Origin of the sequence: Arthrobacter sp. AZCC_0090, from assembly GCF_014207375.1 — a bacterium.
In the GTDB taxonomy this organism is placed as follows: domain Bacteria; phylum Actinomycetota; class Actinomycetes; order Actinomycetales; family Micrococcaceae; genus Arthrobacter.
In genome coordinates this window covers 100,484-127,104 of the sequence record NZ_JACHEE010000005.1, presented here as the reverse complement: position 1 = coordinate 127,104, position 26,621 = coordinate 100,484, and the positions used below count along the sequence as shown (strand labels likewise).

Sequence of the window (26,621 nt, the reverse complement as noted above, 5' to 3'; positions counted from 1 at the left end):
CTCAAAACGACAACAACTGCGAGCCAGTTGGGAAGCACACTGAAAAGGAACACAGCCGTGTCATCTAGCACCACCGTAGGAACCGCCGCACGCCCGCTGCGCGTCGCCGTCGTCGGCTCAGGCCCGGCCGGCGTCTACGCCGCGGACATCCTCACCAAGAGCGAGGCCGTCAAGAGCGGCGAGCTGACGGTCAGCATCGACCTCTTCGACCGTTACCCGGCCCCCTACGGCCTGATCCGCTACGGCGTTGCCCCGGACCACCCCCGCATCAAGGGCATCGTCAACGCCCTTCACAAGGTCCTGGACCGCGGCGACATCCGCTTCTTCGGCAACGTGGACTACGGCACGGACATCTCCATCGAAGACCTTCGCACGCACTACGACGCCGTCATCTTCGCCACCGGCGCCATCAAGGATGCGGACCTGAACATCCCGGGCATCGAGCTTGAAGGCTCCTTCGGCGGCGCCGACTTCGTCTCCTGGTACGACGGACACCCGGACGTATCCCGCGAATGGCCGCTGGAAGCCACCTCTGTGGCTGTGCTCGGCAACGGCAACGTGGCGCTGGACGTGGCCCGCGTCCTGTCCAAGCACGCTGACGACCTCCTTGTCACCGAAATCCCGGACAACGTTTACGCCGGACTCAAGGCCTCCCCGGTCACGGACGTTCACGTCTTCGGCCGTCGCGGACCGGCGCAAGTGAAGTTCACCCCGCTGGAACTCCGCGAGCTGTCCCACTCCAAGGACGTGGACATCATCCTGTACGCCGAGGACTTCGAGTTTGACGACGAGTCGGACCGCCAGATCCAGACGAACAACCAGACCAAGACCATGGTGGGTACCCTCACCAACTGGATCGCCGAGCAGCCCGAGGACCTCTCGGATCTCAAGGCCTCCCGCCGCCTGCACCTGCACTTCCTGCACAGCCCGGTGGAGATCGTGGATTCCGCAGAAACCCCGGGCAAGGTTGCCGCGATCAAGTTCGAGCGCACCGAGCTGGACGGCACCGGCAACGCGCGCGGTACCGGCGAGCTCGTCGACTACCCGGTCCAGGCCGTATACCGCGCCATCGGCTACTTCGGCTCCGCCCTGCCGGACGTCGAGTTCGACCACAAGAAGGGCGTCATTACCAACGACGGCGGCCGCGTGCTGGACGCTTCCGGCGAGCACGTTCCAGGCCTGTACGCCACGGGCTGGATCAAGCGTGGTCCCATCGGCCTGATCGGCCACACCAAGGGCGACGCGCTGGAGACGGTCACGTACCTCCTGGAAGATCGCGAAAACCTGCCGTTCGCCGCAGTTCCCGAGGCGGACGCCGTCGTCGATCTCCTGGACTCCCGCGGCGTGAAGTTCACCAGCTGGGAAGGCTGGCTGGCACTGGACGCGCACGAGCTTGCTTTGGGCGCGGCCGCTTCCGACGCCGGCACGTCCCACGGCGTCGAGGTCCAGCGCGAACGCATCAAGGTTGTGCCGCGCGAGGACATGGTGGACATTTCGCGCGATGGCGTAGCTGCTCAGGTCTAGGGCCCTTTCCTCTCACGCAAAACCGGCGCTTGTTTGCCACTCCCGTCCTTCAAGGGCCGGAACGGCAAACAAGCGCCGGTTTTTTGTCGCAGTTTTTGTGCCGAGGCTATGCTGTGGGAACCATGGAAGTTGTCGTCGTCGAAACGACCCAACTGGGGGACCGCAGCTACCTCGTGCATGACGGCACGGTGGCGCTGGTGATCGACCCCCAGCGTGATACAGACCGCGTCGATACAGCCGCCCAGGACGCCGGTGTGGCGATCACGCACGTCGCTGAAACCCACATCCACAACGACTACGTGACCGGTGGGCTGGCGCTTGCGCGGGACCATGGCGCCGTTTATCTGGTGAACGCCGCGGACAACGTTGCGTTTGAGCGCGAGCCTATTCTCCCGGGGCGGGAGTTCCGGGTCGGCAGGTTGAGCGTCAAGGCAGTGCCCACTCCGGGCCACACCCACACGCACCTGGCCTATGTGGTTTCGGACCCCGACCCAGGAACAGGCGTCCGGCAAGCCGTGTTCTCGGGTGGCAGCCTGCTTTACGGTTCGGTGGGCCGGACGGATTTGATTGGCCCGGAAGACACCGCCGGCCTGGCCCACGAGCAGTACGCCTCCGTTCGACGTCTGGTGGCTGAGGCAGAACCGGACGCGCTCCTCTATCCCACTCACGGCTTCGGCTCTTTCTGCTCCATTGGCCCTGCTAGCAAGATCCCCACTTCGACCATCGGCGAGCAAGCCGCCACCAACCATGCGCTCACAGACCCGGACGAAGACCACTTTGTCAGGCACCTCTTGGCTAGTGTCACGGCCTACCCGAGCTACTACGCGCACATGAGCCCCCTCAACGCGTTGGGGCCGGGCCCTGCCGTGCTCGATGTGCCGGAATCAGTGGATCCCACGGAGCTGGAGCGCCGGCTCGACGCCGGGGAGTGGGTGGTGGACCTACGTCACCGCGTGGCGTTTGCCGCGAGCCATTTGCGCGGCAGTGTGGCCTTTGAATATGGGACCGGATCGAGCTTCACGAGCTACTTGGGTTGGGTCTTGCCATGGAATCGGCCGCTGACGTTGTTGGGAGCCCACGACGACGTCGAGAAAGCCATCCGCGACCTCGCAAGGATCGGAATCGACTCCCCGGACGCGGCGGTCGGCGAGGACCCCAAGATACTGGCCCCGGGCATCCCTTTGCTGAGTTATCCGCGTACCGACTGGACGGGATTGATTCAGGACCGAACCCTGGGCGAAATCGTGCTGGACGTGCGCCGTACCGAGGAATTTGCCGCCTCGCACGTCCAAGGGGCATTGAACGTACCGCTGCACGAGCTTTTGCTCCGTCTGGACGAGCTTGCGGACACGAAGACCTGGGTGCACTGCACCTCGGGCTACCGGGCTGGCGTCGCCGCAAGTCTCTTGCACCGGGCCGGCCGCGACGTGGTGCTCATCGACGCGCCCTTCCGCGGGGCGGCGGACGCCGGCGTCGAACTGACACGCGACACCCATGAGTGACTGAACGCTCGCTCATCTTTGGGGCATTTCCGGCGGACGCTCGCTCACTAGAAATGAGCGAGCGTTGGTGAAAACCCCGGCATAGGTGAGCGGGCGTTCGGGGTTAGTTGTTGATCCATTCCGCGGCGAAGTCCAGGTTGCGGTACACGCTCGCGACGGCGGCCGCTTCGTCGCGTGCTTCGATGGCGTCGGCGAGCTCGTCGTGGCCCTCGTGCGGGATGCCGTTGAAGCCGGCCTTGCGCTGCTGGCGGAGGAGATCGTCGTGGAAGACCCCGCCGAAGGACACGTACAACTGGTGCAGCAATGGATTCCCCGAAGCCAGCGCCACCCGTTCGTGGAAGTCCCAATCCGCGCGGGCCCAAGCGGGGTAGTCGGCCGCGAGCCACGCGTCGTGGCGCACTTGGAGAAGAGTCCGCATGGCGGCGATGTCCTCGGCCGTGGCATGCTTCGTGGCCAGTCGGGCGGCTTGGGTGTCGAGCCCCACCCGGACCTCCACCACGTGCTCCTGGGTGTGTTCCTTGTACATCCTCTGGGCTGCGCCGGAAATCTCGCTGGTGGCACGGACATACGTGCCGTCTCCGCGTCGGACCTCAAGCATTCCGCTGTGCGCCAGTGCCTTGATGGCTTCGCGGAGCGTGCCCCGCGAGACTCCGAGTGAGGCCATGAGCTCCGGCTCGGCCGGAATCTTCTCCTGTAGCGGCCATTCTCCGGACTGGATCATGCTGCGCAACTGGCTGGTGACCTCATCGGCAAGAACGGGCCGGTGCGAAGGAATCAGGCTCATAGGACCGGCCTTGGTCCGGCCTTGATCGGGGTGCGCTTGCTGGTCAGCAAGTGGCAGGTCACCATGAGAGCAAACGCCACCGCGGCCAGGAGCGCCAGGGGGAGTGTCCAGGAACCGGTAGCGCTGTGGAGCAGGCCCATGCCGAACGGTCCCAACGCCGCAATCAAGTACCCCACGGACTGGGCGACGGTGGACATGGCGGTGGTCTCCGCCGTCGTACGCCCGCTGCGGCTGATGATCACCAGGACCAGCGGGAAGATACCCAGGCCGAAACCGAACAGCACCGCGGGAACCGCCGCGAGCGACGTCGGCAGCAACAGCATGGCGGGGACGCCCAGCAGCGTCGCCCCGCTGCCCAAGTACAGGGCCGGCCGCATCATGCGGGGCCGCGAGCCAATGGCAAGCAGGATCATGCCGGCGGCCACGGAGACCAATTGCATGAACCCGAACTGCAGGCCGCTCTCGGAGGCGCTGAGTCCTTGGCTCGTCAAAATGTAGGCAAACCAGCTCATCACGGCATAAGCGAGGAAGGCCTGCAGCGTGAAGATGGAGGTGATCAGGAGTCCAAGCCGTGTGCGCAGGAGCGGCCACATGGAAACGTGTTCCTGGCCGGCCTTGCGCGACGAGCGGTGGGTGTGGAGCACCATCGGGAGGAAGCCAAGCAATGCGGCGACGCCGAGGATGCCCCATGCGGCCAGACCCATCGACGGCGAGCCCAGGCGCTGCGCCAGGGGTACGCTGACCGCTGCGGCGAAGGTCGCGCCGCCGGACATGGTGAAGGTGTAGAGGCCTGTCATCATCGAAGTCTTTGCCGCATAGTGCTCGCGGATGTACGACGGCATGGCCACGTTGCATACCGCCAGGCCGGACATCGCCAGCACAGTTCCGGCAAGGAGGGCGCCAGTTGCGGGGACACTGCGGACCAGGAGGCCCGCAGCCAACATCGCCAGAGCAACGAAGATCGACTTCTCGACGCCGATCCGGCGCGACAGCCATGACGTGCCCAGCCCTGCGACGGCGAAGCACAGCAAGGGGATGGACGGAAGGATCGACGCCACAAGTGCCCCGTAGCCAAGGAATGCCTGCAACTCGTGGAACAGTGCCGCCGCGCTGGTGATGCCTGCGCGCAGATTCAGTCCGATCAGGATGACGGCAATGATCCCGACGACGGCGACCACCCGGGACTTCGGCGCCATCGTACCGCCGCTGGCCGGCACAGTGGTTGCTTCCATTGCGTGGGATGTCGGGTGAGTTGAAGCCATATCTAAAGGTTAGACGTTTGATGTTTGATGCGCGAAGTTTTGTGGTGAATCTCGCACATGATGTTCGGCCACTGGTAGTCTCACAACTGTTGCTGGCCAGAAACACAATTCTGGGCAGGTTGTGATCATTTTTTGGGGGAAGAATGCAGAACTGGCCTTTAACCGTCGTGCTTTGTGCAGTAGGACTTTTTACTTTGGGCGCCTGCACCTCGCCGCCCTCAGCATCACCTCCGAGTGCTGCCCCACCACCTTCGACGCCCACGCCGACGCCCACGTCGGCGCCCACGGAGAGCATGGCCGCACCGTCTCCCGACGCTCTCGTGACTGATGCCCTGAAGAATGTGCAATGCGCAGCCGACGCCAACGGAACCTGGTCTTTCTCCGGGACACTGACCAACACGGGAACGGCGGCGGTGAAGTACACCATCGCCATCGCCGTGGGCACCACAAGCAGCGTTGCTGGTCACTCGATGATCGAAAAGGAACTTGCTGCCGGTGCCAGCACGGAGGTCCATGCCGCGGAAGTCGCCCACGCGGCACCCGCCGGCTCCACGTGTGAGGCGGTGGTTTCCAAATGATGGCAAACAGTGCCACCCGGGCCGTCCGCATCCTAGCAATGTGTGTTCTGGCTGCCGTTGTGGCCGTTGGACTCGCGCCCACGGCGGCAACCGCCGTGAATCTTTCGCCGGCGGAGTCTCCCACACCGTTTCCCACGCCGTCTCCCACCGTTTATGCGACCCCCGCCACGGTCCCGACACAGGAACCGACGGGACCGACTACGGCGCCCGCGCCGGCTCCAACCCAGGACGTAGTGCCCGTGTCCACTCCGACACCGGAGCCTGCTCCGGCCCAGGTCCACGCCCAGGAAGAAATCATTTCCGACGGGGTGATCGGGGCCAAATGGCAGTTATTGGGCGGGGCAGCGGGACCTTTGGGGCCCGCGACATCGAATGTATCGTGCGAGCAGAATCTCCTTTGCGTCCAGCTGTTTGCCGGCGGACGCATCTACTCAGCGCCGTCCACGGGCGCTAACGCGGTGCTGCTTACGGTGGGGAAGACGGGTCCTCAGTGGCACGCAAGCGGACAGCTATCCGCATTCGGCTACCCGGTGGGCGATGAACAATGTGCAGGCAACGGCTGCTTCCAGCGGTTCTCTAGTGGTTTGGATATCACCTGGAATCCCGTTGGGGGTCTTCAGACTGTCTGGACCAAAGGTGGGATCGGCGGAGCCTTGTTCCGGTTTTACGGTGGCTATGCCCAAGCGGGTTATCCTACCGCCCCGGAATCATGCGGCCTTGTGAGTTCTGGATGCGAACAAAAATTCGGGAATCTCAGAATTGTGTGGAGCCCAGCGTCGGGGGCAGTCGGTGTATGGACGCCTGGGGCCATTGGCGCAGCCTATGCCAGGTCCGGGGCTGAATCTGGCTGGCTGGGGTACCCGACCTCCCGCGAGATATGTGGGCTGAAGGCCGGCGGCTGCTACCAGATGTATCAGCGTGGAGGCATCATTTGGTCACCGGCCAGCGGTGCGCAGACGAGCGGCGGCGGCATTCGTTCTGCGTGGGCCGGTTCAGGGTTCGAAAACGGACGATTTGGCTACCCCATCACCGACGTGATCTGTGGCCAGCCAGCGTCGGGGTGCCTCCAGCAATTCCAAGGCGGCGTCATCTACTGGTCTCCCGAGACCGGCGCGCACGGTGTCATTGGAGGCATCCGTTCGCTATATGACAGCCTGGGCGGTCCTGCCGGAGGCTACCTTGGTTACCCCCTCGACAGCGAGGTATGCGGGCTGTCCGGCGGCGGGTGTTACCAGCCGTTTCAAGCAGGCCTGATCTTCTGGTCGTCGGTTACCGGGGCGCAGCCCGTCCGAGGGGGCATGAGGGCCAAGTACCAGCAAATGGGATGGCACCTGAGCTACCTTGGCTATCCTGCGTCGCCCGAAAAGTGCATCAACGGAGAATGTGCCCAAGCCTTCCAAGGCGGGTACCTGACATGGACGCCAGCCGCGAGCCTCGACTACAGGAATAGCGAGTGCACGCGGCTGAACGATGGTGGAGTGAAATACTCCTCGGGCAACGCCAGCCACGTGACTTTGGTCTACACCGCCGCCTATGGCCAGTCCTACGCCGGTGTTGCGTACTGCAAGCGGGTGGCAGGAATGTACGTGACAGAATGGACGACGAACGGTTTTGTGGGAGCCAGCGGTTTCAAGCCGCCTGGGGTTCCCTCAGGTCCGACCCGCTACAACTACTCGCCCACCGGATCGTTCTCTGTCACAGAGGCATTCGGTCTGGGTAATCCAGGCACAGCTCTGCCGTACCGCACGTTGAACCCAGGTTCGCGCTGGGGTGGAAATCCGTGGACCAGCACCTACAACACGTACTTCGAGTCCAGTTCGTGGGTGGGTTATGACGAGAACATGTGGTACTTCGCAACGCGCCGACAGCATGATTACCGGCAAGGGGCCGTCATTAACTACAACCGTCCTCCGGACTCTCCGATCATCCAGGATGCCGGATTTGCCATCTTCCTGCACGAAAACAAGGTGCCTACCGCTGGATGCATTTCGCTGGATGATTGGGCTGTTGTGGACTTCCTCCAAAAGTCGACGTCGGGGGACAGGATCATCATGGGCGTGGCCGCCGATATCTTCCGCTAGCCCCACGGGGCCGGGCCTTCGGCTCGGCTAGCGCGGGTTGCGAGCTCCCAGCCTCTGCACGGCCAGGGCAAGCCACAGCTGCACCCGGTCCGGCGTCTGGGCGGGGTCGTAGCCGGTGAGGTCCGTGATTTGCGCCAGCCGGTACCGCACTGTGTTTCGGTGCAGGGTCAGGGCTTCGGCGACGGCCGCCACCGAGCCGTTGTGGTTGAGGTAGCTTTCCAGGGTCGAAACGAGCTCGGAGCCGTGGGCGGCGTCGAACTTCCGCAGGGGAGTGAGGGCCTCGCTCGCCATGTCGGCCAGCGGCACGTCCTCGCTCGCGAGCAGCAGCGAGGTCAGGCTGAGCCGCTCGGGTTCGTTGACCGGCAAGCCGTGCGCCACGGCGTCGCGCGCTTCGAAGTAGCTCCAGCGCACGCCGTTCGGCTTGGTGTAGGCACCGCCGATACCGATCACCGCGTGGATCCCGGCTTCCAAAAGATGATCACTGAGATCCTTGGCCAGCGCGCTTGCTGAACTGCCGTCGTCGGGCACCACAGTCACCAGATCCTTCCCGACGACGGCGGTCACCCCGCCGTCGAGGGACTGCGGCAGCGAGGTGCTGCCGAGCTGTTTGTGGTGTGCGGCGGAGACCACCAGCAGCACCACGTTCTTTCGGGTGCTGTTGATTCCGACGCCGGCCAGGCGGCGGGCGGCTTCGACCGTGTCCAGCGTTCCGTGGATGACGTCGTCGAGCACTTGGCCCGCCAAAGCCCGCTGGCTTTGGCGCTGCTTGACCATGTTGTTGAGTTCCACGCTGATCAGGTTCTGCGCATAACCGACAATTCCGGTGTCGCCGAAAGGCTGCTTGATCCACAGGGTGCAGGCGTCGCGGCGGCCCGTCGGGATGGGGAAGGATGCCCAATCCTCGGCCGTCGGTGGGGGACTGCCAGCCGCGCTGTTGTAAAGCTGGGCGCTGAACTGGGTGAGCGCGATGTCGGTCCTGAGCATGCTGCCCAACTGCTTGAGAAGTTCGCCCAGCCCGCCGCCGGTCAGCAGGGCCCGGGCCAGGATCTGGTGCCCGGCGATGAGGCGTTCCAGCTTGGAATAGTGGTCAGCGGATTGGGAATCGGCCACGAGCTTGCCGATGGCGATGAAAGGGGTCTCATAAGGGACTTCCACCAGCGGCAGGCCCCAACGGTTGGCCTCCGCAATGAGGGCCGGAGGCACGGCCTCGTGGGTCAGCCCGGTGCCGAAGCCGATGCCGACGGCTCCCGCACGTTGGACCTGGCGCACGAAGCGGCGCTGTTCCGCGGCCCCGTTGAGCCTGAGCCCCGTGGTCAGGATCAGCTCGCCGCCATTGAGGAAGCGCTGGGGATCCTCTTGCTCGGTCACGGCTACCCAGCGGATATCTTCGTTCCAGGTGGTTTCCGCGAGGCCGGCTTTGCGGAGCCTCAGAGAGTGCACGGCGACAAGCGCGGCGAGTGACATTGCCATGCAAAAAAGGATATCCCGGCACTGGTCATTCGCACTAAGTCAAGGTGCTCAGGGTGTGCACCTGACTATTCCGCGCTGCCGGGCGCTGACATAGGCTCGGAGCAGCTGCAACCAATGCCTAGACACCGAAAGAGGTTGTACACCGTGGTCCAAACCTTGCAGAACTTCATCAACGGCGAGTTCGTCACGCCCGCAGGCACCGAACTGCTCGATATCGTGAACCCCACCAACGGGGAGATTGTCGCTCATGCGCCTATCTCTACGGCGGCCGACGTCGATGCTGCCATGAATGCGGCGAAGGAAGCCTTCAAGTCTTGGAAGCATGTCACGCCGGGCCAGCGCCAGCTCATGCTGCTCAAGCTCGCTGACGCCATCGAAGCCAACAGCGACGAGCTCGTTGAGGCCCAGCACCGCAACACTGGCCAGGTCCGCGCCCTCATCGCCTCCGAGGAAGTTGCCGCTGGCGCAGACCAGCTCCGCTTCTTCGCAGGCGCCGCGCGCATCATGGAAGGCAAGTCCGCCGGCGAGTACTTCGAGGGACACACTTCGTACGTCCGCCGCGAACCGATCGGCGTCGTGGCCCAGGTTGCACCGTGGAACTACCCGTTCCTCATGGGCATCTGGAAGATCGGCCCCGCCCTCGCCGCAGGCAACACCGTGGTTCTCAAGCCCTCCGACACCACTCCGGAATCCACCTTGGTCTTGGCCCGTCTGGCAGGGGAGATCTTCCCGGCCGGCGTTCTCAACGTGGTCCTCGGCAACGGGGCTACGGGCTCCATGATGGTCGAGCACAAGGTCCCGGGCCTCGTCTCGATCACCGGCTCCGTACGTGCCGGCATTGCCGTGGCCAGCGGAGCGGCCAAGGGCCTCAAGCGTGCCCACCTGGAGCTCGGCGGCAAGGCCCCGGCCATCGTCTTCAAGGACGCCGACATCAAGAAGAGCGCCGCGGCCATCGCGGAGTTCGCCTTCTTCAACGCCGGCCAGGACTGCACGGCCATCACCCGCGTGCTGATTGAAGATTCCATTCACGACGACATGGTTGCCGCGATGGTGGAGCACACCAAGACGCTGCACACCGGTTCGCAGAACGACGACGAAAACTACTTCGGTCCGCTCAACAACGTGAACCACTTCAACGCCGTGAACTCGGTGGTGGAGCACCTGCCGGCCAACTGCAAGATCGAAACCGGCGGCCACCGTGCGGGTGACAAGGGCTTCTTCTTCGAGCCCACCATCATCACCGGCGCCAAGCAGAGCGACGACGTCGTCCAGAAGGAAACTTTCGGACCAGTCATCACGGTCCAGAAGTTCACCACCGAGGCCGAGGCGCTCGAGCTGGCCAACGATGTCGAATACGCTTTGGCCTCCAGCGTCTGGACCACGGACCACGGCACGGCCATGCGGATGAGCCGCGACCTGGACTTCGGTGCGGTCTGGATCAACACCCACATCCTGCTGACAGCTGAGATGCCGCACGGCGGTTTCAAGCAGTCCGGTTACGGCAAGGACCTGTCCATGTACGGCGTCGAGGACTACACGCGCATCAAGCACGTCATGTCTGCGCTGGACGCGTAAGAAAGAAAGAACCATCATGACCGCAACAGCACACGAACTCTCCTACCGCCTGGACCAGAAGCGCAGCATCAACGGCGCCTTCCCCGGCCCCAAGTCCCAGGCCCTGAACGAGCGCCGCGCGGCCGTCGTCGCTGCCGGCGTCTCCTCGGGCGTTCCCGTCTACGTTGAGGACGCCGACGGCGGCATCATCCGCGACGTCGACGGCAACTCCTTCATCGACCTCGGCTCGGGCATCGCCGTGACCAGCGTGGGCGCCTCGGATCCCGCCGTCGTCGCCGCCGTCCAGGACGCTGCAGCGCACTTTACCCACACCTGCTTCATGGTCACCCCGTACGAGGGCTACGTCGCCGTCGCCGAGCAGCTGAACCGCCTCACCCCGGGCGACCACGAGAAGCGCACCGTGCTTTTCAACTCCGGTGCCGAAGCAGTGGAGAACGCCGTCAAGGTGGCACGCCTGGCCACCGGCCGTGACGCCGTGGTCGCTTTCGACCACGCCTACCACGGCCGCACCAACCTCACCATGGCACTCACCGCCAAGGCCATGCCCTACAAGACCAACTTCGGCCCGTTCGCGCCCGAGGTCTACCGCATGCCGATGAGCTACCCGTTCCGCGAGGAAAACCCGGAGATCACCGGTGCCGAGGCCGCGAAGCGCGCCATCACCATGATCGAGAAGCAGATCGGCGGCGACCAGGTTGCCGCGATCATCATCGAACCGATCCAGGGCGAGGGCGGCTTCATCGTCCCGGCCGAAGGCTTCCTGCCGGCACTGTCCGCATGGGCCAAGGAAAAGGGCATCGTCTTCATTGCCGACGAGGTCCAGTCCGGCTTCTGCCGCACGGGTGAATGGTTTGCCGTCAACCACGAAGGCGTTGTCCCGGACATCATCACCATGGCCAAGGGCATCGCCGGCGGCCTCCCGCTGTCCGCCATCACCGGCCGGGCAGACCTGCTCGACGCCGTCCACCCAGGCGGCCTCGGCGGCACCTACGGCGGCAACCCGGTTGCTTGTGCAGCTGCGCTTGCTGCCATTGGCACCATGGAGGAGCACGACCTCAACGGCCGTGCCCGCCACATCGAGGAAATCGCCCTCGGCCGCTTGCGCGAGCTCGCTTCGGAACTCCCAGTTATCGGTGACGTCCGTGGACGCGGTGCCATGCTGGCGATCGAACTGGTCCAGGCCGGCTCCAAGGAACCGAACGCCGAACTGACCAAGGCCGTGGCTGCCGCGTGTCTCCAGGAAGGCGTCATCATCCTGACCTGCGGTACCTACGGCAACGTGATCCGCCTGCTGCCGCCGCTGGTCATCAGCGACGAACTGCTCCTTGACGGACTCGAGGTCCTGGCCGCGGCCATCAAGGCCAACGCCTAGCCACAAGGCCAACGCCTAGCCGAAACCCAGGTGGACTTGCCCACCTCTGCGTGCCAAGGATGGACATAGTGTGACTATGTCCATCCTTGGCATTTAAGAACGGGCATGTCCAGGTATGGGAAGCTCTTTCCGCAGGTAGAGTCGTGCCTAGCTAGCGAATCCAGACCGGCCAACGTTGCCCGGATTCCCCGGACGGGCCCTGGAATTCGCCGTCGACAAAGGGGTCTTCACATGCGATATGTAGTTGGCTACACGCCGAATGAACGCGGCGCGGACGCTGTTGCCTTGGCCTCGTCCCTGGCCCGCGCGCAGGACGCAGTGCTGGACCTTGTGTACGTCGTCGACGCGCATACCCCCTACTCGGGTTTGTACCCCGAAAGTACTGGCGCAACTCCCGCTGAACAGGCCGTCCTGACCGCGCACGCCCAGAGCCTCGCGTTAGTGCCCGACGACGTCGAGGCCACCTTCCGGGCGGTGCCTGCTGAATCGTTCCCTTCAGGGCTGATCCAGGCCGCCGGGACCGACGCCGGACTCATTGTGGTAGGTGCGTCGAGCAATGGGCTGTTCAAGAGGTTCACGGTAGGCAGCGTGGCCAACGGGCTGCTGCATGCTTCGCCCGTTCCGGTGGCCCTGGCGCCGCGCGGGTTCAACCGCACTGAGCCCGTCACCCGGTTCACCTTGGCCACGGGGCAGCGCTCCGGGGCTGACGCTGCGATCGCCACCGCCATCGGCGCAGCCAACCGCCGTGGCGTGCCGCTGCGGCTCGTGTCGCTGGTAACGCTCGACGCCGGCACCGACGAAGGCGGAGAAGCCACCAATGCGGCTCATCGCCACGCCAACACTGTCCTCAGCGATGCTGCTTCCCGCCTGCCGCAAGGGCACGACGTGACGGTAGAGGTGGCCCACGGCCGAAGCATCGAAGAAGCGATTGACAGCTTGGAGTGGATCGACGGCGAAGTGGTCATCATCGGCTCATCGCGCCTGGCGGAAAGAAGCAAACTGTTCATGGGCAGCACCGCCAACAAGATCCTCCGGGCGCTGCCGGTGCCTATGGTGGTGGTTCCGCGGGACTACGAGCGCGCGGACTCGATGCCGTAAGCGGCCCCGGACGTTCGAGGGACGCGTCGCAAAAATGGTTAGGCCGCGCTGAGCCGTGCCCTCTTCCTCATGACCGAGTTCTTGCGTGCGGTGCGCAGCATATCGACGGTCAGGACCAACAGGGCCAGCCATACAATGCCGAAGCCCACCCAGCGATCGGGCGTCATGGCTTCGTGGAAGACGGCCAGGGCCACGATGAACTGGAGGATCGGAGCGAAGTACTGCAGCAGGCCGATGGTGGTCATGGGAAGGCGGCGTGCGGAGGCACCGAAGAACAGGAGCGGCACGGCGGTGATGATGCCCGAGGCCGCCAGGAGCCAGAAGTGGCCCGGGCCGTCGCTTCCCAAGGTTGCGGCCCCGGTGAGGCCGAGGACAATCATGGTGGCGCCGGCGATCGGGGCGAGCACCACGGTCTCCACGGTGAGGCTTGTGATGGCATTGACCTTCGGCCCCACGCGCTTCTTCACGAAACCGTAGAGCCCAAAGCTGAAGGCCAGGACCAACGCGATCCACGGCAGCTTGCCATACGAAACGGTCAGCACACCGACGGCGATGAAGCCGATTCCGACGGCGGCCCACTGGAGCGGGCGGAGTGTTTCCTTCAGGACGAAGACACCAAGGAGCACCGACACGAGCGGGTTGATGAAGTAGCCGAGCGAGGCCTCGACGGCGTGTCCTGTGGTGACCCCGAAGGTGTAGGTGAGCCAGTTGATGGCGATCAGTCCGGCAGCCAGGGCGAGCGGTCCAAGGACGGTCCGGTCCCTGAAAGCGGTGCCCAGGAGGCGCCATGTCCGGGTGATGGTGATCAGCAGGGCACAGAAGATGAGGGACCACACCACGCGGTTCGCGACGATTTCCACGGCTCCGGCGGGCTGCAACACCAGGAAGTAGAGCGGAAGCAAGCCCCACAATCCGTAAGCCCCGATGCCGAAGACCACACCCGCCGTCGTCTCACTCTTTGCACTCTTTGCTTCAGCAGCGGCGGATGCTGTTGCGTTCGGAGCGTTTGCGGACAGGGCGGGCGCGGTTTGCTCGGGCGTAGACACAATGTCAAGAACACCACATGTTGCGAAGGTATTCCTGACCGTACGGCCGGAAAGTTTGTGTGAGTTTCCTCGCCCAACCGTGTCACTCCTGCCACCCGCTGACAATCCACAGGCAACTGAGAACTAGAATTGGAAACTGCGCGCCCCACCACGCGGGGCGGATTCCCGTCTCAGAAGGGTTCACGGTGTCCAACTCGGCCGAAACCACCTCACAACGTCCATTGCGCGTCGCCATTGTCGGCGCAGGACCGGCCGGCGTGTATGCCGCGGACATCCTGACCAAATCCAATGAGGTCAAGGATGGCGACGTCGAGGTCAGCATCGACCTTTTCGAGGCATACCCCGCGCCGTACGGCCTGATTCGCTATGGCGTGGCGCCGGACCACCCCCGCATCAAGGGCATCGTCAACGCGCTCCACAAGGTCCTGGACCGCGGCGACATCCGCTTCCTCGGCAACGTCACCTACGGCCTCGACCTCACTTTGCACGACTTCCGCTCTTTCTATGACGCAGTGATCTTCTCCACGGGTGCCATCAAGGACGCGGAGCTGGATATCCCCGGCATCGAACTGAAGGGATCCTTCGGCGGGGCCGACTTCGTGTCCTGGTATGACGGACACCCGGATGTGCCCCGCGAATGGCCGCTGGATGCCAAGGAAGTAGCAGTCATCGGCAACGGCAACGTGGCGTTGGACGTAGCCCGCATGCTCTCCAAGCACGCGGACGACCTCCTGGTGACCGAAATCCCGGACAACGTCTACGCCGCGCTCAAGGCCTCTCCGGTGACGGATGTGCACGTCTTCGGACGCCGCGGCCCGGCACAGATCAAGTTCACCCCGCTGGAACTGCGCGAGCTCTCGCATTCCAATGACGTGGACATTGTGCTGTACCCGGAGGATTTCGAGTTTGATGAAGCCTCCGATGAGGCCATCCGCAGCAACAACCAGATCAAGACCATGGTCAACACGCTGACCAATTGGCTCGTTGAGGAACATGCCGAAGCCGAGCAGCCCTCGTCCCGCCGGCTGCACTTGCACTTCCTGCACAGCCCGGTGGAAATCGTATCGGAAGATGGCTCCGGAAAAGTCTCCAGCATCAAATTCGAGCGCATGCAGCTGGACGGCACGGGCAACGTCAAGGGCACCGGCGAGTTCGTGGACTATCCCATCCAGGCCGTCTACCGCGCCATCGGCTACCACGGTTCCCCGCTGGACGAGCTTGAGTACGATGCCCGCCGCGGGGTCATACCGAACGACGGCGGCCGGGTGCTGGACGCCGACGGCAAGCCGGTACCCGGCATCTACGCCACGGGCTGGATCAAGCGTGGACCCGTCGGCCTCATCGGGCACACCAAGGGCGACGCCTTGGAAACGATCGGTTGCTTGTTGGAGGACCGCCTCACGCTGCCCCCGGCCGAAAATCCGGACCCGCAGGCCATCATCGACCTCCTCGAAGAGCGGGGCATCGAGTACACCACTTGGGAAGGCTGGAACAAGCTCGATGCGCACGAAGTAGCCCTCGGTGCCGCATGGACCGCAGAAAACCCGGATGCCGGCGTCGTACGCGAACGCATCAAGGTGGTCCCGCGCGAGGACATGATCGGGATCTCCCGCGCCTAGCGGCCCACGACGCCCGGTCCTAAAATGAGCCATGGACGAGGAGCTCCGCTGGACAGACGCCGTCGGGCAGGCAGAACTGGTGCGAAGCGGTGCGATTTCGCCGAATGAACTTCTCGACGCCGGCCGCGACCGCATCCGGGAGATCGATCCGGTGCTGCATTGCATCGTCGCGCACTTGGAACCTGGAGCAGAAGGCCCCGCGGACGACTCCGAAGCTGACGCGCCGTTTCCCGGGGTTCCGTTCCTGGTGAAAGACCTGTCCCTGGAGATCGCCGGAGCGCCCTTCACCGAAGGCTCGCGTTGGTTGAAGGACAACGTCTCGAGCCATGACCAAGAGCTTGTGCGCCGGTACCGCCAAGCCGGCCTTGCCATCCTGGGGAAGACCAACATACCGGAATTCGGGCTCACCCCGCACTGTGAGCCGGTGCTGCATGGTGCCACCCGCAACCCTTGGAACCTATCGCTTTCCACAAGTGGCTCCAGCGGCGGGTCCGCCGCCGCCGTCGCTTCCGGAATGGTTCCCATGGCACATGGGAACGACCTTGGCGGATCCCTTCGCTACCCGGCCGCGTGGTGTGGGGTTTTCGGGTTCAAACCGACGCGCGGACGGGTCCCCATGGGCCCCGAGTATGGTGACGTGGCCGGGGGCTTCGCCGTGGAACATGCGCTGACCCGGAGCGTGCGCGATTCGGCGGCACTACTCGACGCGACGGCCGGCCAGGCGCTCGGTGATCCATATTGGGCGCCTCCGCAGGCACGGCCTTTCCTGCTTGAAACCGGTACTGTTCCTGGAAAGCTCCGCATCGCAGCAACCGCGACGCCCAACTCGGGGCAGCACGTGCATCCGGACTACCTGAGGGTGTTCGAGGAAACCGTGGAATTGCTCGCTGGACTGGGCCACAGCGTTACCGACGCGCACCCCGGGACGCTCGGGCGGGCTGGGCACCGGGCGGTCAGGGCTGTCTATGGAGGCGCGATCGCGTGGATCGAGGCGTACTGGACGCAGCGGATGGGCAGGCCGCCGGAAGCCGGGGAGATCGAGCCGTTCACCGCAGCCGATTTCGAGCGCTCGCGGGCTGTGACAGGCGGGCAGTACCTCCTCGGCATGGAGGAATTGCAGCGCTTCAGCCGTCGTCTGGCTGGATTCTTCGAGGAATTCGACGCCTGGATGACTCCCACGGTCGGCTGGCCGCCGCTGCCTCTCGGCACGCTTGTCGGAACCGAGGAAGAGCCGTTGCGCGGGGAGCGGGAGGCCAGCCGCTTCCTCATGTTCGACGGTGAGTACGCCAACATCTCAGGCAACCCGGCCATGTCAGTGCCCCTCGGAGTCGATTCGACCGGGCTGCCGGTGGGTATGTCTTTCCTTGGCCGGTTCGGGGATGAGGCCACGCTGTTCCGGCTGGCGGGACAACTGGAGAAAGCCGCACCGTGGGCAGACCGCAAGCCCGAAGCCCTCGCGCGGGCGTTGTCGGCATCCTTGTGAAGATGAAATAGGACTGGGAGGCCTTGGGCGAGGTCGAGGCGTACGCATTCCACCCGGAGTGACTTCGCCACCAGGTCTCGTTGCGATGTGGGCCTTATGCCAGCCGGGCGATGCTCCGCCTGATGGGACGGGGCACGGTGCCGTCGGAGAAGAGCTCGGGCGTGGCGGCTTGGATGCGCTTGACGTCGTCGAAAACGCCCCGCAAGTGGATGCGCAGTGAATCGTCTGCTCCGGCGGGATTGTTGGCCTCCAGGGCATCGACGATCGCCGTGTGTTGCTCAATCAATGTGGAAACTGGCCGGGTGTCGATGAGGCTCAGCCGCCGTGCGCGGTCCAAATGCGCCTTGGCTGAATTCACCGCGGTCCATGCAGTTTCATGGCCGGCCAGGCGGAGCAATTCGCGGTGGAAGTCCTCGTCCAGCCGGAAGAATTCGTCGACGTCGCCGGCGGCCTCGGCATCCCACTGATCTTTGAGTATTTCGCGCAGCCCTGCAATCCCTTCGCTATCTACTGCTGCGTCCCTCAGGGAGGCGCATTCAATGGCTTCCCTGACGAACTGGGCCTCGGCGACTCTGCCGAGGTCCACCAGGGAGACGAAAGAGCCAATCTGCGGAAAGACCTGAACCAAGCCTTCTTCGCGCAACAGAATCAGGCTTTCCCTGACCGGAGTCCTGCTGACCCCTAGCTCCTGGGCCAGTTCGTTTTCGGACAGTGGCTCTCCGGGCGGCAGTTCGAGGGAAATGATCCGACGCCGGAGGGTGTCCAGGGTCTGGTCACGCACCGAAAGCCTGGGCGCCTGTTCACTTGCTGGTTTCTTGGTAGCCACTCGTCCAGTCTAGTGTCCGTTGACAGACTAGAATGGTAGTGCTTGTATGGTAGTAACCAAGCAGCCCAACAAAACTTCCCAAGGCCTCGCCACGAGGGCGTTAACGGGCTGGCCTCTTTCCTGAGAACTCTCCGAATCCACTTTTCATCGCCTGCAAAGGAGCAATTGATGACCGAGAGCATCGCCCCACCCACGGCTAAGCCAGGCACCAGAAGCACCGGCGACCTCGCCAAGGTTGCCGTTTCCGGTTGGCTCGGCACAGCCATGGAATTCATGGACTTCCAGCTCTACTCCCTGGCTGCAGCCATCGTCTTCAACAAGATCTTCTTCCCCGAGGTGAGTCCGGTCATCGGCTTGATCGCCGCGATGGCGACCTACGGCGTCGGGTACGTCGCGCGTCTTGTCGGCGCCATCTACTTCGGCCGCATGGGGGACCGGATCGGCCGCAAGAAGGTCCTGTTCATCACCATCGCGCTCATGGGTGCGTCCACCACGCTGATCGGCGTGCTCCCCACCTACGCGATGATCGGTATTTGGGCACCCATCTTGCTCGTCGCGCTGCGCCTCATCCAAGGGTTTGGCGCCGGCGCCGAAATTGCCGGCGCAACGGTGATGCTCGCCGAATACGCGTCCGCCCGCCGTCGCGGCCTGATCTCTTCGCTCGTATGCCTCGGAACCAACTCCGGCACGCTCGGCGCTTCGGCGCTTTGGGCGATCCTCGTCGCAGCCCTACCCCAAGATCAGTTGCTCAGCTGGGGCTGGCGCATTCCGTTCCTGGCCAGTTTCGTGCTGATGATCTTCGCTGTTTGGATCCGCCGCTCCCTCAAAGAAAGCCCGGTGTTCGAGGAGCGCGCCGACGTCGTCGACGGGGTGGCCCTTTCCAAGCAGGACATCGCCTCCAAGCAAGACGCCGCACGTGAAACCAAGGGCAACGCAAAGACCCCGGCCACCAGCACTATCGAAGCGGCGCTGCACCAGCGCAAGGGCAAGGCTTTCCTGATCACGCTTGGCCTCCGTTTCGGCCAGGCTGGCAACTCCGGCCTCGTCCAGACATTCCTCGTCGGTTATCTCGCCACCGTTCTTCTGGTGGACAAGAGCGTCGGCACCACGGCCATCGTTTACGGTTCGCTGCTGGGCTTCGTGACCATCCCCGTCATGGGTCTCCTGGGCGACCGCTTCGGCCGGAAACCCCTTTACCTGACCCTGAGCGCCTTGACTGCCTTGTTCGCCATCCCCATGATGCTGATGATCACGAGCGGCAACACCGGCCTCATCACCGTTGCCATGGTCGTCGGACTGAACCTGGGCGTCCTCAGCCTCTTCGCCATGGAGAGCGTCACCATGGCCGAGTTCTTCGGAGCCCGCACCCGCTTCACACAGTTGGCCTTGGCCAAGGAGATCGGCGGCATCCTCGCCACAGCCATCGGCCCTCTGTTGGCGGCAACGCTCACTGCAGTCACCGGCCACTGGTGGCCGCTGGCGGCAATGCTCATAGGCTACTCGCTGATCACCCTGCTGTCGGCCGCCGTCGGGCCGGAAGTCCGCGGCCGTGACATGGTCCGTTTGGAAGACGCCGTATGAAAGCGGTGGTGGTCCACGGGGCTAACGACCTTCGCATCGATGAGCGGCCGGAACCCGTCGCGGGCCCTGGAGAAGTGGTGCTCGACGTCGAGTGGGGCGGGATCTGTGGCTCGGACCTCTCCTACTGGAAGCACGGGGCGTCCGGAACCGCGACGCTCACGTCGCCGCTCGTCCTGGGCCATGAGATTGCCGGACGCATCGCCCAGATTGGCCCCGGCGTCGAGAATTTCGACGTCGGCCAGCCGGTCACCGTTCATCCCGCGGAACTGGTAGGCGACGGCGTCTTGCCGGAGCGTTTGGCCGGCCGCACCAACCTGTATCCGCATGTCCGGTACTTCGGCTCGGCTGCCTTTGACCCGCACACGGACGGGGGCTTCAGCGAGCGGAAGCGTGTCCGGGCGTCACAGCTCCGGCCGTTGCCCGACGGCGTCGACACCTTGCGCGGGGCACTCGCGGAACCGCTCGCCGTCGCCATGCATGCGGTGAGCAGGGCAGGTTCGCTCGCGGGGCGGGACGTCCTCGTGAACGGTGCAGGCCCGATCGGTTCCCTGCTGATCGCCGCTGCCAAGTATGCGGGCGCCAGGACAGTAGTCGCGGCGGACATCAGCGACGCTTCGCTCCGGGTCGCGAAAGCCATGGGGGCCGACGACGTGCGGAACGTTGCTCGCGGCGGCTCGCTGCCCGACGACGTCGAGCTTGTTTTCGAAGCCACCGGTATTCCCGCTGTGCTGGGCCAGGTTCTTCGCGCCACCGCGCGTGGTGGAACCATCGTCCAAGTGGGCAATCTTCCGGGCGCCCCGAGCCTTTCGGCTATTGGTGACCTGGTGACGCGCGAAATCACCTGGGTCGGCTCCTACCGCTTCGTGGATGAGATCAGCGACGCCCTCGTGGCCATGGCCAACGGCCTGGACATCTCACCCGTCATCACCCACAAATTCGGCATTGACCAAGCCGCCGAAGCCATGAGGGTGTCGGCCGACCCGGCATCCGGCAGCAGCAAAGTCATGCTGCAGCTGAGCCGACCCAACTAACCCGCAGTAGGTGTCGTTTTGAGGGCTCAAAACGACACCTACTGCCAGCTACTCAAAGGACCAAAGCAGTGAAGATCACCGACGCACGGGTAGTGGTTTCGTCTCCGGGACGAAACTACGTCACGCTCGTTATCGAAACCGAGGACGGCATCACCGGCATCGGCGACGCCACCCTCAACGGCCGCGAGCTGGCCGTGGCGTCCTACCTGTCCGAGCACCTCTGCCCGCTGCTGATCGGCCGCGACGCGCGCCGCATCGAGGACACCTGGCAGTACTTTTACAAGGGTGCGTACTGGCGCCGCGGCCCGGTGACGATGACGGCGATCGCAGCCATCGACGTCGCGCTCTGGGACATCAAGGGCAAGGCGGCCGGTATGCCGGTGTATGAACTCCTGGGCGGCGCGGCGCGCGAAGGCGTGATGGTCTACGGCCACGCCAGCGGCTCGACGCTGGCGGACCTCAGCGCCGACTTCCAGCATCACCTCGATCTCGGCTACAAGGCAATCCGTGCCCAGGCGGCGATTCCCGGCCTGGACAAGACGTACGGGATCGCGCCGGTGGACGGCAAAACCTACGAGCCGGCGAGCGGCAACGTCCCCCAGGAAGACACGTGGGAGACCACGGCGTACCTGGACTTTGCGCCGAAGATGATGGCACATGTCCGTGAGCAGTTCGGTTACGGCGTGCACGTCCTCCACGACGTCCACCACCGGCTGACGCCCATCGAGGCCGGAAGGCTGGGAGCATCGCTGGAGCAATATCGCCCGTTCTGGATCGAGGATCCGACGCCGGCGGAAGACCAGTCCGCATTCCGGCTGATCCGCCAACACACGACGACGCCGATCGCCGTCGGGGAGGTCTTCAACTCCATCTGGGATTGCCAGCAGCTCATCACGGAACGCCTCATCGATTACATCCGCACTTCCGTTTCGCACGCCGGGGGCATCACGCACTTGCGCCGCATTTTCTCCCTTGCGGACCTTTACGGCGTCCGCTCCGGCTCGCATGGTGCCGGTGACCTTTCGCCGGTCTCCTTCGCCGCGGCGCTTCACGTGGACATGAGCATTCCCAACTTTGGCGTCCAGGAATATATGGGCCACAGGGACCCGGCAGGCGAGGTGTTCAAGACGTCCTACACCTTCACAGACGGCTATATGCATCCCGGCGACGCCCCGGGCCTCGGGGTGGAATTTGACGAGGAAGCAGCGTTAACGTTCCCCTTCGATCCGAAATATCTGCCTGTCAACCGCCGCCTCGACGGGTCGGTGCATGACTGGTGAACGCCGTGACTGAACGTTTCCAAACGCAGCCGTTCGACGTCGTCGTGATGGGCGAAATCCTTCTCGAGGTCGCCACGGAGGTTCCCTTTGCCCATGGCGTCCCTGCGCAGCTTGGCATCTCCGGGGACGCCCTGAATGTCGCGGCGTCAGCCGCAGCGGCGGGCGCCCGCGTCGGGCTGCTATCCGTAGTGAGCGACGACGAGCTCGGCCAAGCGATTGCCGCCAGGATCCGGGAACTCGGCATTTCCACGGAACTGCTGAAGTTCAGGCGCGGCCAGCAAGGCGTGTACTTGATGCACTGCGACCCCGACGGCCAGCGGGAATTCTCCTATGCCCGCCGCGGCAGCGTTGGATCCACGCTCAGCCCCGACGACGTCGATCCCGCCGTGTTTTCGGACGCCGGTGCAGTGGTGGCGGGCGGGATCGCCTGTGCTATTTCCAGCACATCGCGTGCGGCCGTTGTCACAGCGGCGAGACTTTCGCCCCGCTTTGTGTTCGACCCCAACTTCCGGTCGCGGTTGACCTCCGTGGAGGACGCGACGGCGGTCCTCGCCGAACTGGCGCCCCAAGCGTTCCTCGTGACTCCCTCGTTCCCTGGGGAAACCTCGGCGCTCTTGGGTTCTGGGTCCGCTGAGGAAGCCGTTGAGAAGCTTCGAGGGCTCGGCGCCGCGAACGTGGCGGTGACGTGCGGGTCCGACGGCATTCAACTGGGGAGCGCCGCCGACTCAGTGTGGGTTGACGCGATACCGGCGCCCGCCGTCGTGGACCAGACCGGTGCCGGGGACGCCTTCGTGGGAACTACAACCGCGCGAATGGTGCTGGGCGATGAGCTGACGACGGCGGTCCGCTACGGTGCCGCGGCGGCCTCGCTCGTGGTGGGCGGCAAGGGCGGCACCGGGTTCGTGCCGACGTTTGAGCAGACGAAGGCACATGCGGCCTCATCTGGCGAAGGAGAGCTGACATCGCACGCCTAAGCTACGACGCGCTCGCCTCCCGCGAAGGTTCCCAGCCGCTGTTCCCCGCGGGGGCTGTGAAGCCTGGCATCGTCCACCTCGGCCTGGGCGCCTTCGCCCGGGCGCACACCGCTGTTTTCACCGAGCGGGCCATGGCGGCAACCGGCGAGCCTGAGTGGGGGATTGTCGGATTCACCCAGCGTTCTGATGCCGTCGCGCGGCAGTTGGCACCTCAGGACGGCCTGTTCACTGTGACCGAGAGGGGCAGTGGTGCGGCGCCCCTTCGGATTGTCTCCAGCGTCACCGAAGCCCTTTCCGGGAGGGACAACCCCGGGACAGTTGCCGAGCGCATAGCTTCGGAAACTACCAAGGTGGTCACGCTGACGATCACCGAGAAGGGATACAGGATCGATCCCCGCACCGGAGGGTTGAACGCGGCGGATGAGCATGTCCAATCGGATCTCGCTGGACGTCCTCCGCTCACGGCCATCGGCCAGATCACGCGGGGACTCCAGCAGCGCTCACGAACTGATGCAGGGCCCATCACGGTGGTCTCTTGCGACAACCTTCCTGGCAATGGGGAGCTGACCAGGAAGCTGGTGCACGCGTTTGCCGCCGCGCTGCCTTCAGTCGAGTCGGGTCCGCTGATGTCATGGTTGGAAATGAACGTGACCTTCCCGAACACCATTGTGGACAGGATGGTCCCGGCAACTACCCGGGGTGACCTTGACGCCGTCGAACGTGAACTGGGCCTGCGGGACGAGGCTGCTGTGGTGGCCGAACCGTTCCAGCAGTGGGTCATCGAGGACAATTTCGCATCCCGCCGGCCTAGGTGGGAAGACGCCGGTGCCCTCTTCAGCACCGACGTCGCCGCTTGGGAAGCCGCAAAGCTGCGTCTCCTGAACGCCAGCCACTCCATGCTCGCGTACCTGGGGTTGGCCTCGGGCAAGACGACCATCAGCGATGCGGTGGGGGAGGACGCCTTCCTCGCCGCGTGCAGCCGAATGATGAGCGAAGACGTGCTCCCCACCATCACGCTGCCCGTCGGGCTTGACGGCGAGACCTACTGCGCGCAGGTGCTGGGCCGTTTCGCCAATCCCGCTCTCGGGCACACCACCGCCAAAGTTGGCAGCGACGGCTCCCAAAAGATCGGCCTGCGGTTGCTGAGCACGGTCCGGGGAAACTTCGACGCCGGCCGCGAACCGCGGTGGGCTGCCCTCGCGGTTGCGGCGTGGATGCGGCACGTTGCCACCACCTCGGCAGGCCGCCTGGACGACCCGCTAGCCGCGGAGCTGCATGCGGCACTTCCGTCCAGACGGACGGCAGCCACCGTAGTTCCGGCCCTTCTTGGCTGCCGCAGCATCTTCGACGCCGATGTGGCTGACCGGCCCGGATTCGCCGATTTGCTCACGCATTGGTACCGCATCATCGACAACCACGGGCCCGACGGCCTGAGAAACGAGATCCACCATGGCTGACGCCACACACATCCTGCGCACTTCACCTGTCATTCCCGTGGTCACCATCGACGATCCGAGGCATGCCGTGCCGGTGGCCCGCGCGCTGGCAGACGGCGGCGTCCGGATCATCGAACTGACGCTCCGCACGGAGAGCGCCCTCGAATCGCTCAAACTCATCGCCGAGGAAGTACCGGACATCCTGCTGGGTGCCGGCACGGTCCTCACTCCAGGCCAGGCCGACGCCGTGGTATCTGCCGGCGCGCAGTTCCTTGTCAGCCCCGGAGTCACCCCCGCGCTTCTTGGGCACATGCTCACCCTTGACGTCCCGGTGCTGCCCGGAGTCGCCACTGTCGGCGAAGTCATGGCCGTGCTGGAGCGGGGACTCCATGCCATGAAGTTCTTCCCGGCGGGTCCGGCCGGTGGTCCCAAGTACCTCGCGGCTATCGGAGCTCCCATCCCGCAAGTGCAGTTTTGCCCCACCGGCGGCATCAGCCTGGCCTCAGCGCCGGACTATCTGAAGCTGCCCAATGTGTCCTGCGTCGGAGGCAGCTGGTTGACACCCAGCGACGCCATCGAAAACGGCGACTGGCAGCGCATCACCGAGCTCGCCCAACAGGCGGCTGCCCTCGCCGTCTCCCCATAGGCAAAACCTCGGCTCGCAACTAGACTGGCCGGTACTGTGCTGCGCCCAGTCATGGGAGTTCGATGAAGAATCCGATCCATCCGGCAGCTTCGGCCGGCGACGCCGCGGAGCTGCTGCAGCGCCATGCCCGCGCGGGGCACGAGCAACTGGATTCGTGGCGCTTTGGGCCTCCCGACGCGACGGAGCTTCCCGGGTTGCGCCGCCTGATCAAGGAATCCTGGGCGAGATCCGCGCGGCTTAAGGCGAACCCGGACCAGCCCGAAGCTCCCGTGGCCATGGACTTCGACGAGCTTGAGGAATACCGCCGCCAACACCCGCTTGCCATCATCATGCCTGTCATCCAGAAGCTCCTCATCCAGCCCAGCTACGAAAGCGGACTGCTGGTGGCCGTGGGGGACGAGCTTGGCCGGCTGCTGTGGGTGGACGGAAATCCTGCGATGAGGCGCCGCGCCGAGGGCATGATGTTCGTAGCAGGCGCGGACTGGTCCGAGGCAGCCGTCGGCACGAGCGCACCGGGCACCGCGCTCGCCTTGGGTCGCGGCATCCAGATCTCCGGCGCTGAGCACTACAAACGCTCGGTCCACCCGTGGAGCTGCACCGCGGTGCCCTTCCACGACCCTGACTCCGGAGCCGTCCTGGGCGTCGTCGACATCACCGGCACGGAAGCCGCCGTCGCACCCCACACACTCTCCCTTGTTGAAGCAACCGTGGCGGCGGCGCAGGCCCAATTGCGCGTGGAAAGGCTGCAACTCGCGGCCATCAAACACGCCGTGCCGGCCCGACGCCGGAACTCGCCTTTCGCCGTCGGCTCGCGGCAGGGCACCGGTCTGTACCGGAACAGCCTCCAGCTGCTGGGCCGTGACCAGGCATTGTTGAGCATCGGAGGGCGCAGTATTCCGCTGTCCGCCAGGCACAGCGAGATCCTGGCATTGCTGGGCACCCGTCCAGACGGGCTCAGCGCCGAGGAACTCGCCCTGGCGCTGTATCCGGGAGATGGTTCCAGCGTCACCCTCCGGGCCGAAATGGTGCGCCTGCGCAAAGTGCTCCATGAGCTTGATCCTGCGGCAGTCCCGGAATCCCGGCCGTACCGGCTCCCCATCGACCTCGGCCAGGACGCCGCCCAAGTTCTCTCCTGCCTGCGGCGGGGCGCCCACCGCATCGCCTTGGAGATCTACAAAGGTGCCGTCCTGCCGCATTCGGAAGCTCCCGGAATTGTGGAGCTCCGCCAGAGAGTCTCCGCGCTCTTGCGCGAAGCGGTCCTCAACGACGGCAGTGCCGAGGCGCTGCTCAAGTATGCGGGGCTGCCTGAGGCGAAGAACGACGTCGATGTCCGGCTTGCCGCCCTCAAGCTCCTGCCGCCGCGCTCGCCCAAGCGGGCAGCCGTCGTCGCCGATCTTGAACGCTTGGAAAGCGAACTGTCGGCCTGACGCCGGCCTATCGCGTGGCACTCGGG

Annotated in this window: 21 protein-coding genes; 16 read left to right on the top strand and 5 right to left on the bottom strand. The window is 64.7% G+C overall.

Annotated features, from left to right (window positions below):
• Nucleotides 1-57 precede the first annotated feature (57 nt).
• Nucleotides 58-1,524, top strand: coding sequence for an FAD-dependent oxidoreductase (locus tag HNP00_RS09805; RefSeq protein WP_184738454.1), 1,467 nt, complete (start codon nt 58-60; stop codon nt 1,522-1,524).
• Between the two features lie 122 nt (nt 1,525-1,646).
• Nucleotides 1,647-3,026: an MBL fold metallo-hydrolase gene (locus tag HNP00_RS09800; RefSeq protein WP_184738855.1), complete on the top strand. Its 1,380-nt coding sequence runs from the start codon at nt 1,647-1,649 to the stop codon at nt 3,024-3,026.
• A 103-nt stretch (nt 3,027-3,129) separates the two neighbouring features.
• Here HNP00_RS09800 and HNP00_RS09795 read toward each other — a convergent pair whose 3' ends face one another.
• The gene (locus tag HNP00_RS09795) at nt 3,130-3,810 is read right to left on the bottom strand and encodes a FadR/GntR family transcriptional regulator (protein WP_184738452.1); all 681 of its coding nucleotides are present in this window, start codon (nt 3,808-3,810) and stop codon (nt 3,130-3,132) included.
• A complete protein-coding gene (locus HNP00_RS09790; protein WP_184738450.1) occupies nt 3,807-5,072 on the bottom strand; it encodes an MFS transporter in 1,266 nt (421 codons plus the stop codon). Before HNP00_RS09790 ends, HNP00_RS09795 begins: the two co-directional genes overlap by 4 nt.
• Before the next feature lie 293 nt (nt 5,073-5,365).
• Here HNP00_RS09790 and HNP00_RS09785 point away from each other — a divergent pair, with 293 nt between their 5' ends.
• A complete protein-coding gene (locus HNP00_RS09785; protein ID WP_184738448.1) occupies nt 5,366-5,650 on the top strand; it encodes a hypothetical protein in 285 nt (94 codons plus the stop codon).
• Complete coding sequence (locus HNP00_RS09780; protein ID WP_311770545.1) at nt 5,647-7,731, top strand: hypothetical protein; 2,085 nt, start codon at nt 5,647-5,649, stop codon at nt 7,729-7,731. The genes HNP00_RS09785 and HNP00_RS09780 overlap by 4 nt, the downstream gene beginning before the upstream one ends.
• A 27-nt stretch (nt 7,732-7,758) precedes the next feature.
• Here HNP00_RS09780 and HNP00_RS09775 read toward each other — a convergent pair whose 3' ends face one another.
• Nucleotides 7,759-9,201 carry a PucR family transcriptional regulator gene (locus tag HNP00_RS09775; protein WP_184738445.1) on the bottom strand — a complete coding sequence of 481 codons (1,443 nt, stop codon included), beginning with the start codon at nt 9,199-9,201 and terminating at the stop codon, nt 7,759-7,761.
• A 144-nt stretch (nt 9,202-9,345) separates the two neighbouring features.
• Here HNP00_RS09775 and HNP00_RS09770 point away from each other — a divergent pair, with 144 nt between their 5' ends.
• The 3 genes from HNP00_RS09770 (at nt 9,346) to HNP00_RS09760 (ending at nt 13,246) form a co-directional block, all read left to right on the top strand.
• A complete protein-coding gene (locus HNP00_RS09770; RefSeq protein WP_184738443.1) occupies nt 9,346-10,776 on the top strand; it encodes a gamma-aminobutyraldehyde dehydrogenase in 1,431 nt (476 codons plus the stop codon).
• A gap of 16 nt (nt 10,777-10,792) precedes the next feature.
• A complete protein-coding gene (gene gabT, locus HNP00_RS09765) occupies nt 10,793-12,148 on the top strand; it encodes a 4-aminobutyrate--2-oxoglutarate transaminase (protein ID WP_184738440.1) in 1,356 nt (451 codons plus the stop codon).
• A gap of 231 nt (nt 12,149-12,379) precedes the next feature.
• On the top strand, nt 12,380-13,246 hold the full coding sequence (locus tag HNP00_RS09760; protein ID WP_184738438.1) for a universal stress protein: 867 nt from the start codon (nt 12,380-12,382) through the stop codon (nt 13,244-13,246).
• A 38-nt stretch (nt 13,247-13,284) separates the two neighbouring features.
• Here the strand turns inward: HNP00_RS09760 and rarD are convergent, their stop codons facing one another.
• Entirely contained in the window at nt 13,285-14,184 is a 900-nt protein-coding gene (gene rarD / locus HNP00_RS09755; protein ID WP_395893812.1) for an EamA family transporter RarD, read from the bottom strand.
• A gap of 293 nt (nt 14,185-14,477) precedes the next feature.
• On the opposite strand from rarD, the gene HNP00_RS09750 reads away from it, so the two are divergent.
• The gene (locus HNP00_RS09750) at nt 14,478-15,911 is read left to right on the top strand and encodes an FAD-dependent oxidoreductase (RefSeq protein ID WP_184738434.1); all 1,434 of its coding nucleotides are present in this window, start codon (nt 14,478-14,480) and stop codon (nt 15,909-15,911) included.
• Between the two features lie 31 nt (nt 15,912-15,942).
• Nucleotides 15,943-17,394 carry an amidase gene (locus HNP00_RS09745; RefSeq protein ID WP_184738432.1) on the top strand — a complete coding sequence of 484 codons (1,452 nt, stop codon included), beginning with the start codon at nt 15,943-15,945 and terminating at the stop codon, nt 17,392-17,394.
• Nucleotides 17,395-17,488: 94 nt separating this feature from the next.
• Here the strand turns inward: HNP00_RS09745 and HNP00_RS09740 are convergent, their stop codons facing one another.
• A complete protein-coding gene (locus HNP00_RS09740; RefSeq protein WP_184738429.1) occupies nt 17,489-18,220 on the bottom strand; it encodes a GntR family transcriptional regulator in 732 nt (243 codons plus the stop codon).
• Between the two features lie 168 nt (nt 18,221-18,388).
• On the opposite strand from HNP00_RS09740, the gene HNP00_RS09735 reads away from it, so the two are divergent.
• From HNP00_RS09735 to HNP00_RS09705, 7 genes are all read left to right on the top strand, one after another.
• Nucleotides 18,389-19,801 (top strand): MFS transporter, encoded by a 1,413-nt coding sequence (locus HNP00_RS09735; RefSeq protein WP_184738427.1) that lies wholly within the window; start codon nt 18,389-18,391, stop codon nt 19,799-19,801.
• Nucleotides 19,798-20,832: an L-idonate 5-dehydrogenase gene (locus tag HNP00_RS09730; protein WP_184738425.1), complete on the top strand. Its 1,035-nt coding sequence runs from the start codon at nt 19,798-19,800 to the stop codon at nt 20,830-20,832. Before HNP00_RS09735 ends, HNP00_RS09730 begins: the two co-directional genes overlap by 4 nt.
• A gap of 68 nt (nt 20,833-20,900) precedes the next feature.
• Nucleotides 20,901-22,112: a D-mannonate dehydratase ManD gene (gene manD / locus HNP00_RS09725; protein ID WP_184738423.1), complete on the top strand. Its 1,212-nt coding sequence runs from the start codon at nt 20,901-20,903 to the stop codon at nt 22,110-22,112.
• A gap of 47 nt (nt 22,113-22,159) precedes the next feature.
• Nucleotides 22,160-23,086: a PfkB family carbohydrate kinase gene (locus HNP00_RS09720; RefSeq protein ID WP_184738853.1), complete on the top strand. Its 927-nt coding sequence runs from the start codon at nt 22,160-22,162 to the stop codon at nt 23,084-23,086.
• A 56-nt stretch (nt 23,087-23,142) separates the two neighbouring features.
• Nucleotides 23,143-24,543, top strand: coding sequence for a mannitol dehydrogenase family protein (locus HNP00_RS09715; protein WP_311770544.1), 1,401 nt, complete (start codon nt 23,143-23,145; stop codon nt 24,541-24,543).
• Nucleotides 24,536-25,168 (top strand): bifunctional 4-hydroxy-2-oxoglutarate aldolase/2-dehydro-3-deoxy-phosphogluconate aldolase, encoded by a 633-nt coding sequence (locus tag HNP00_RS09710; protein ID WP_184738421.1) that lies wholly within the window; start codon nt 24,536-24,538, stop codon nt 25,166-25,168. Before HNP00_RS09715 ends, HNP00_RS09710 begins: the two co-directional genes overlap by 8 nt.
• A 62-nt stretch (nt 25,169-25,230) precedes the next feature.
• Complete coding sequence (locus HNP00_RS09705; protein WP_184738419.1) at nt 25,231-26,595, top strand: GAF domain-containing protein; 1,365 nt, start codon at nt 25,231-25,233, stop codon at nt 26,593-26,595.
• The last annotated feature ends 26 nt before the right edge of the window (nt 26,596-26,621 follow it).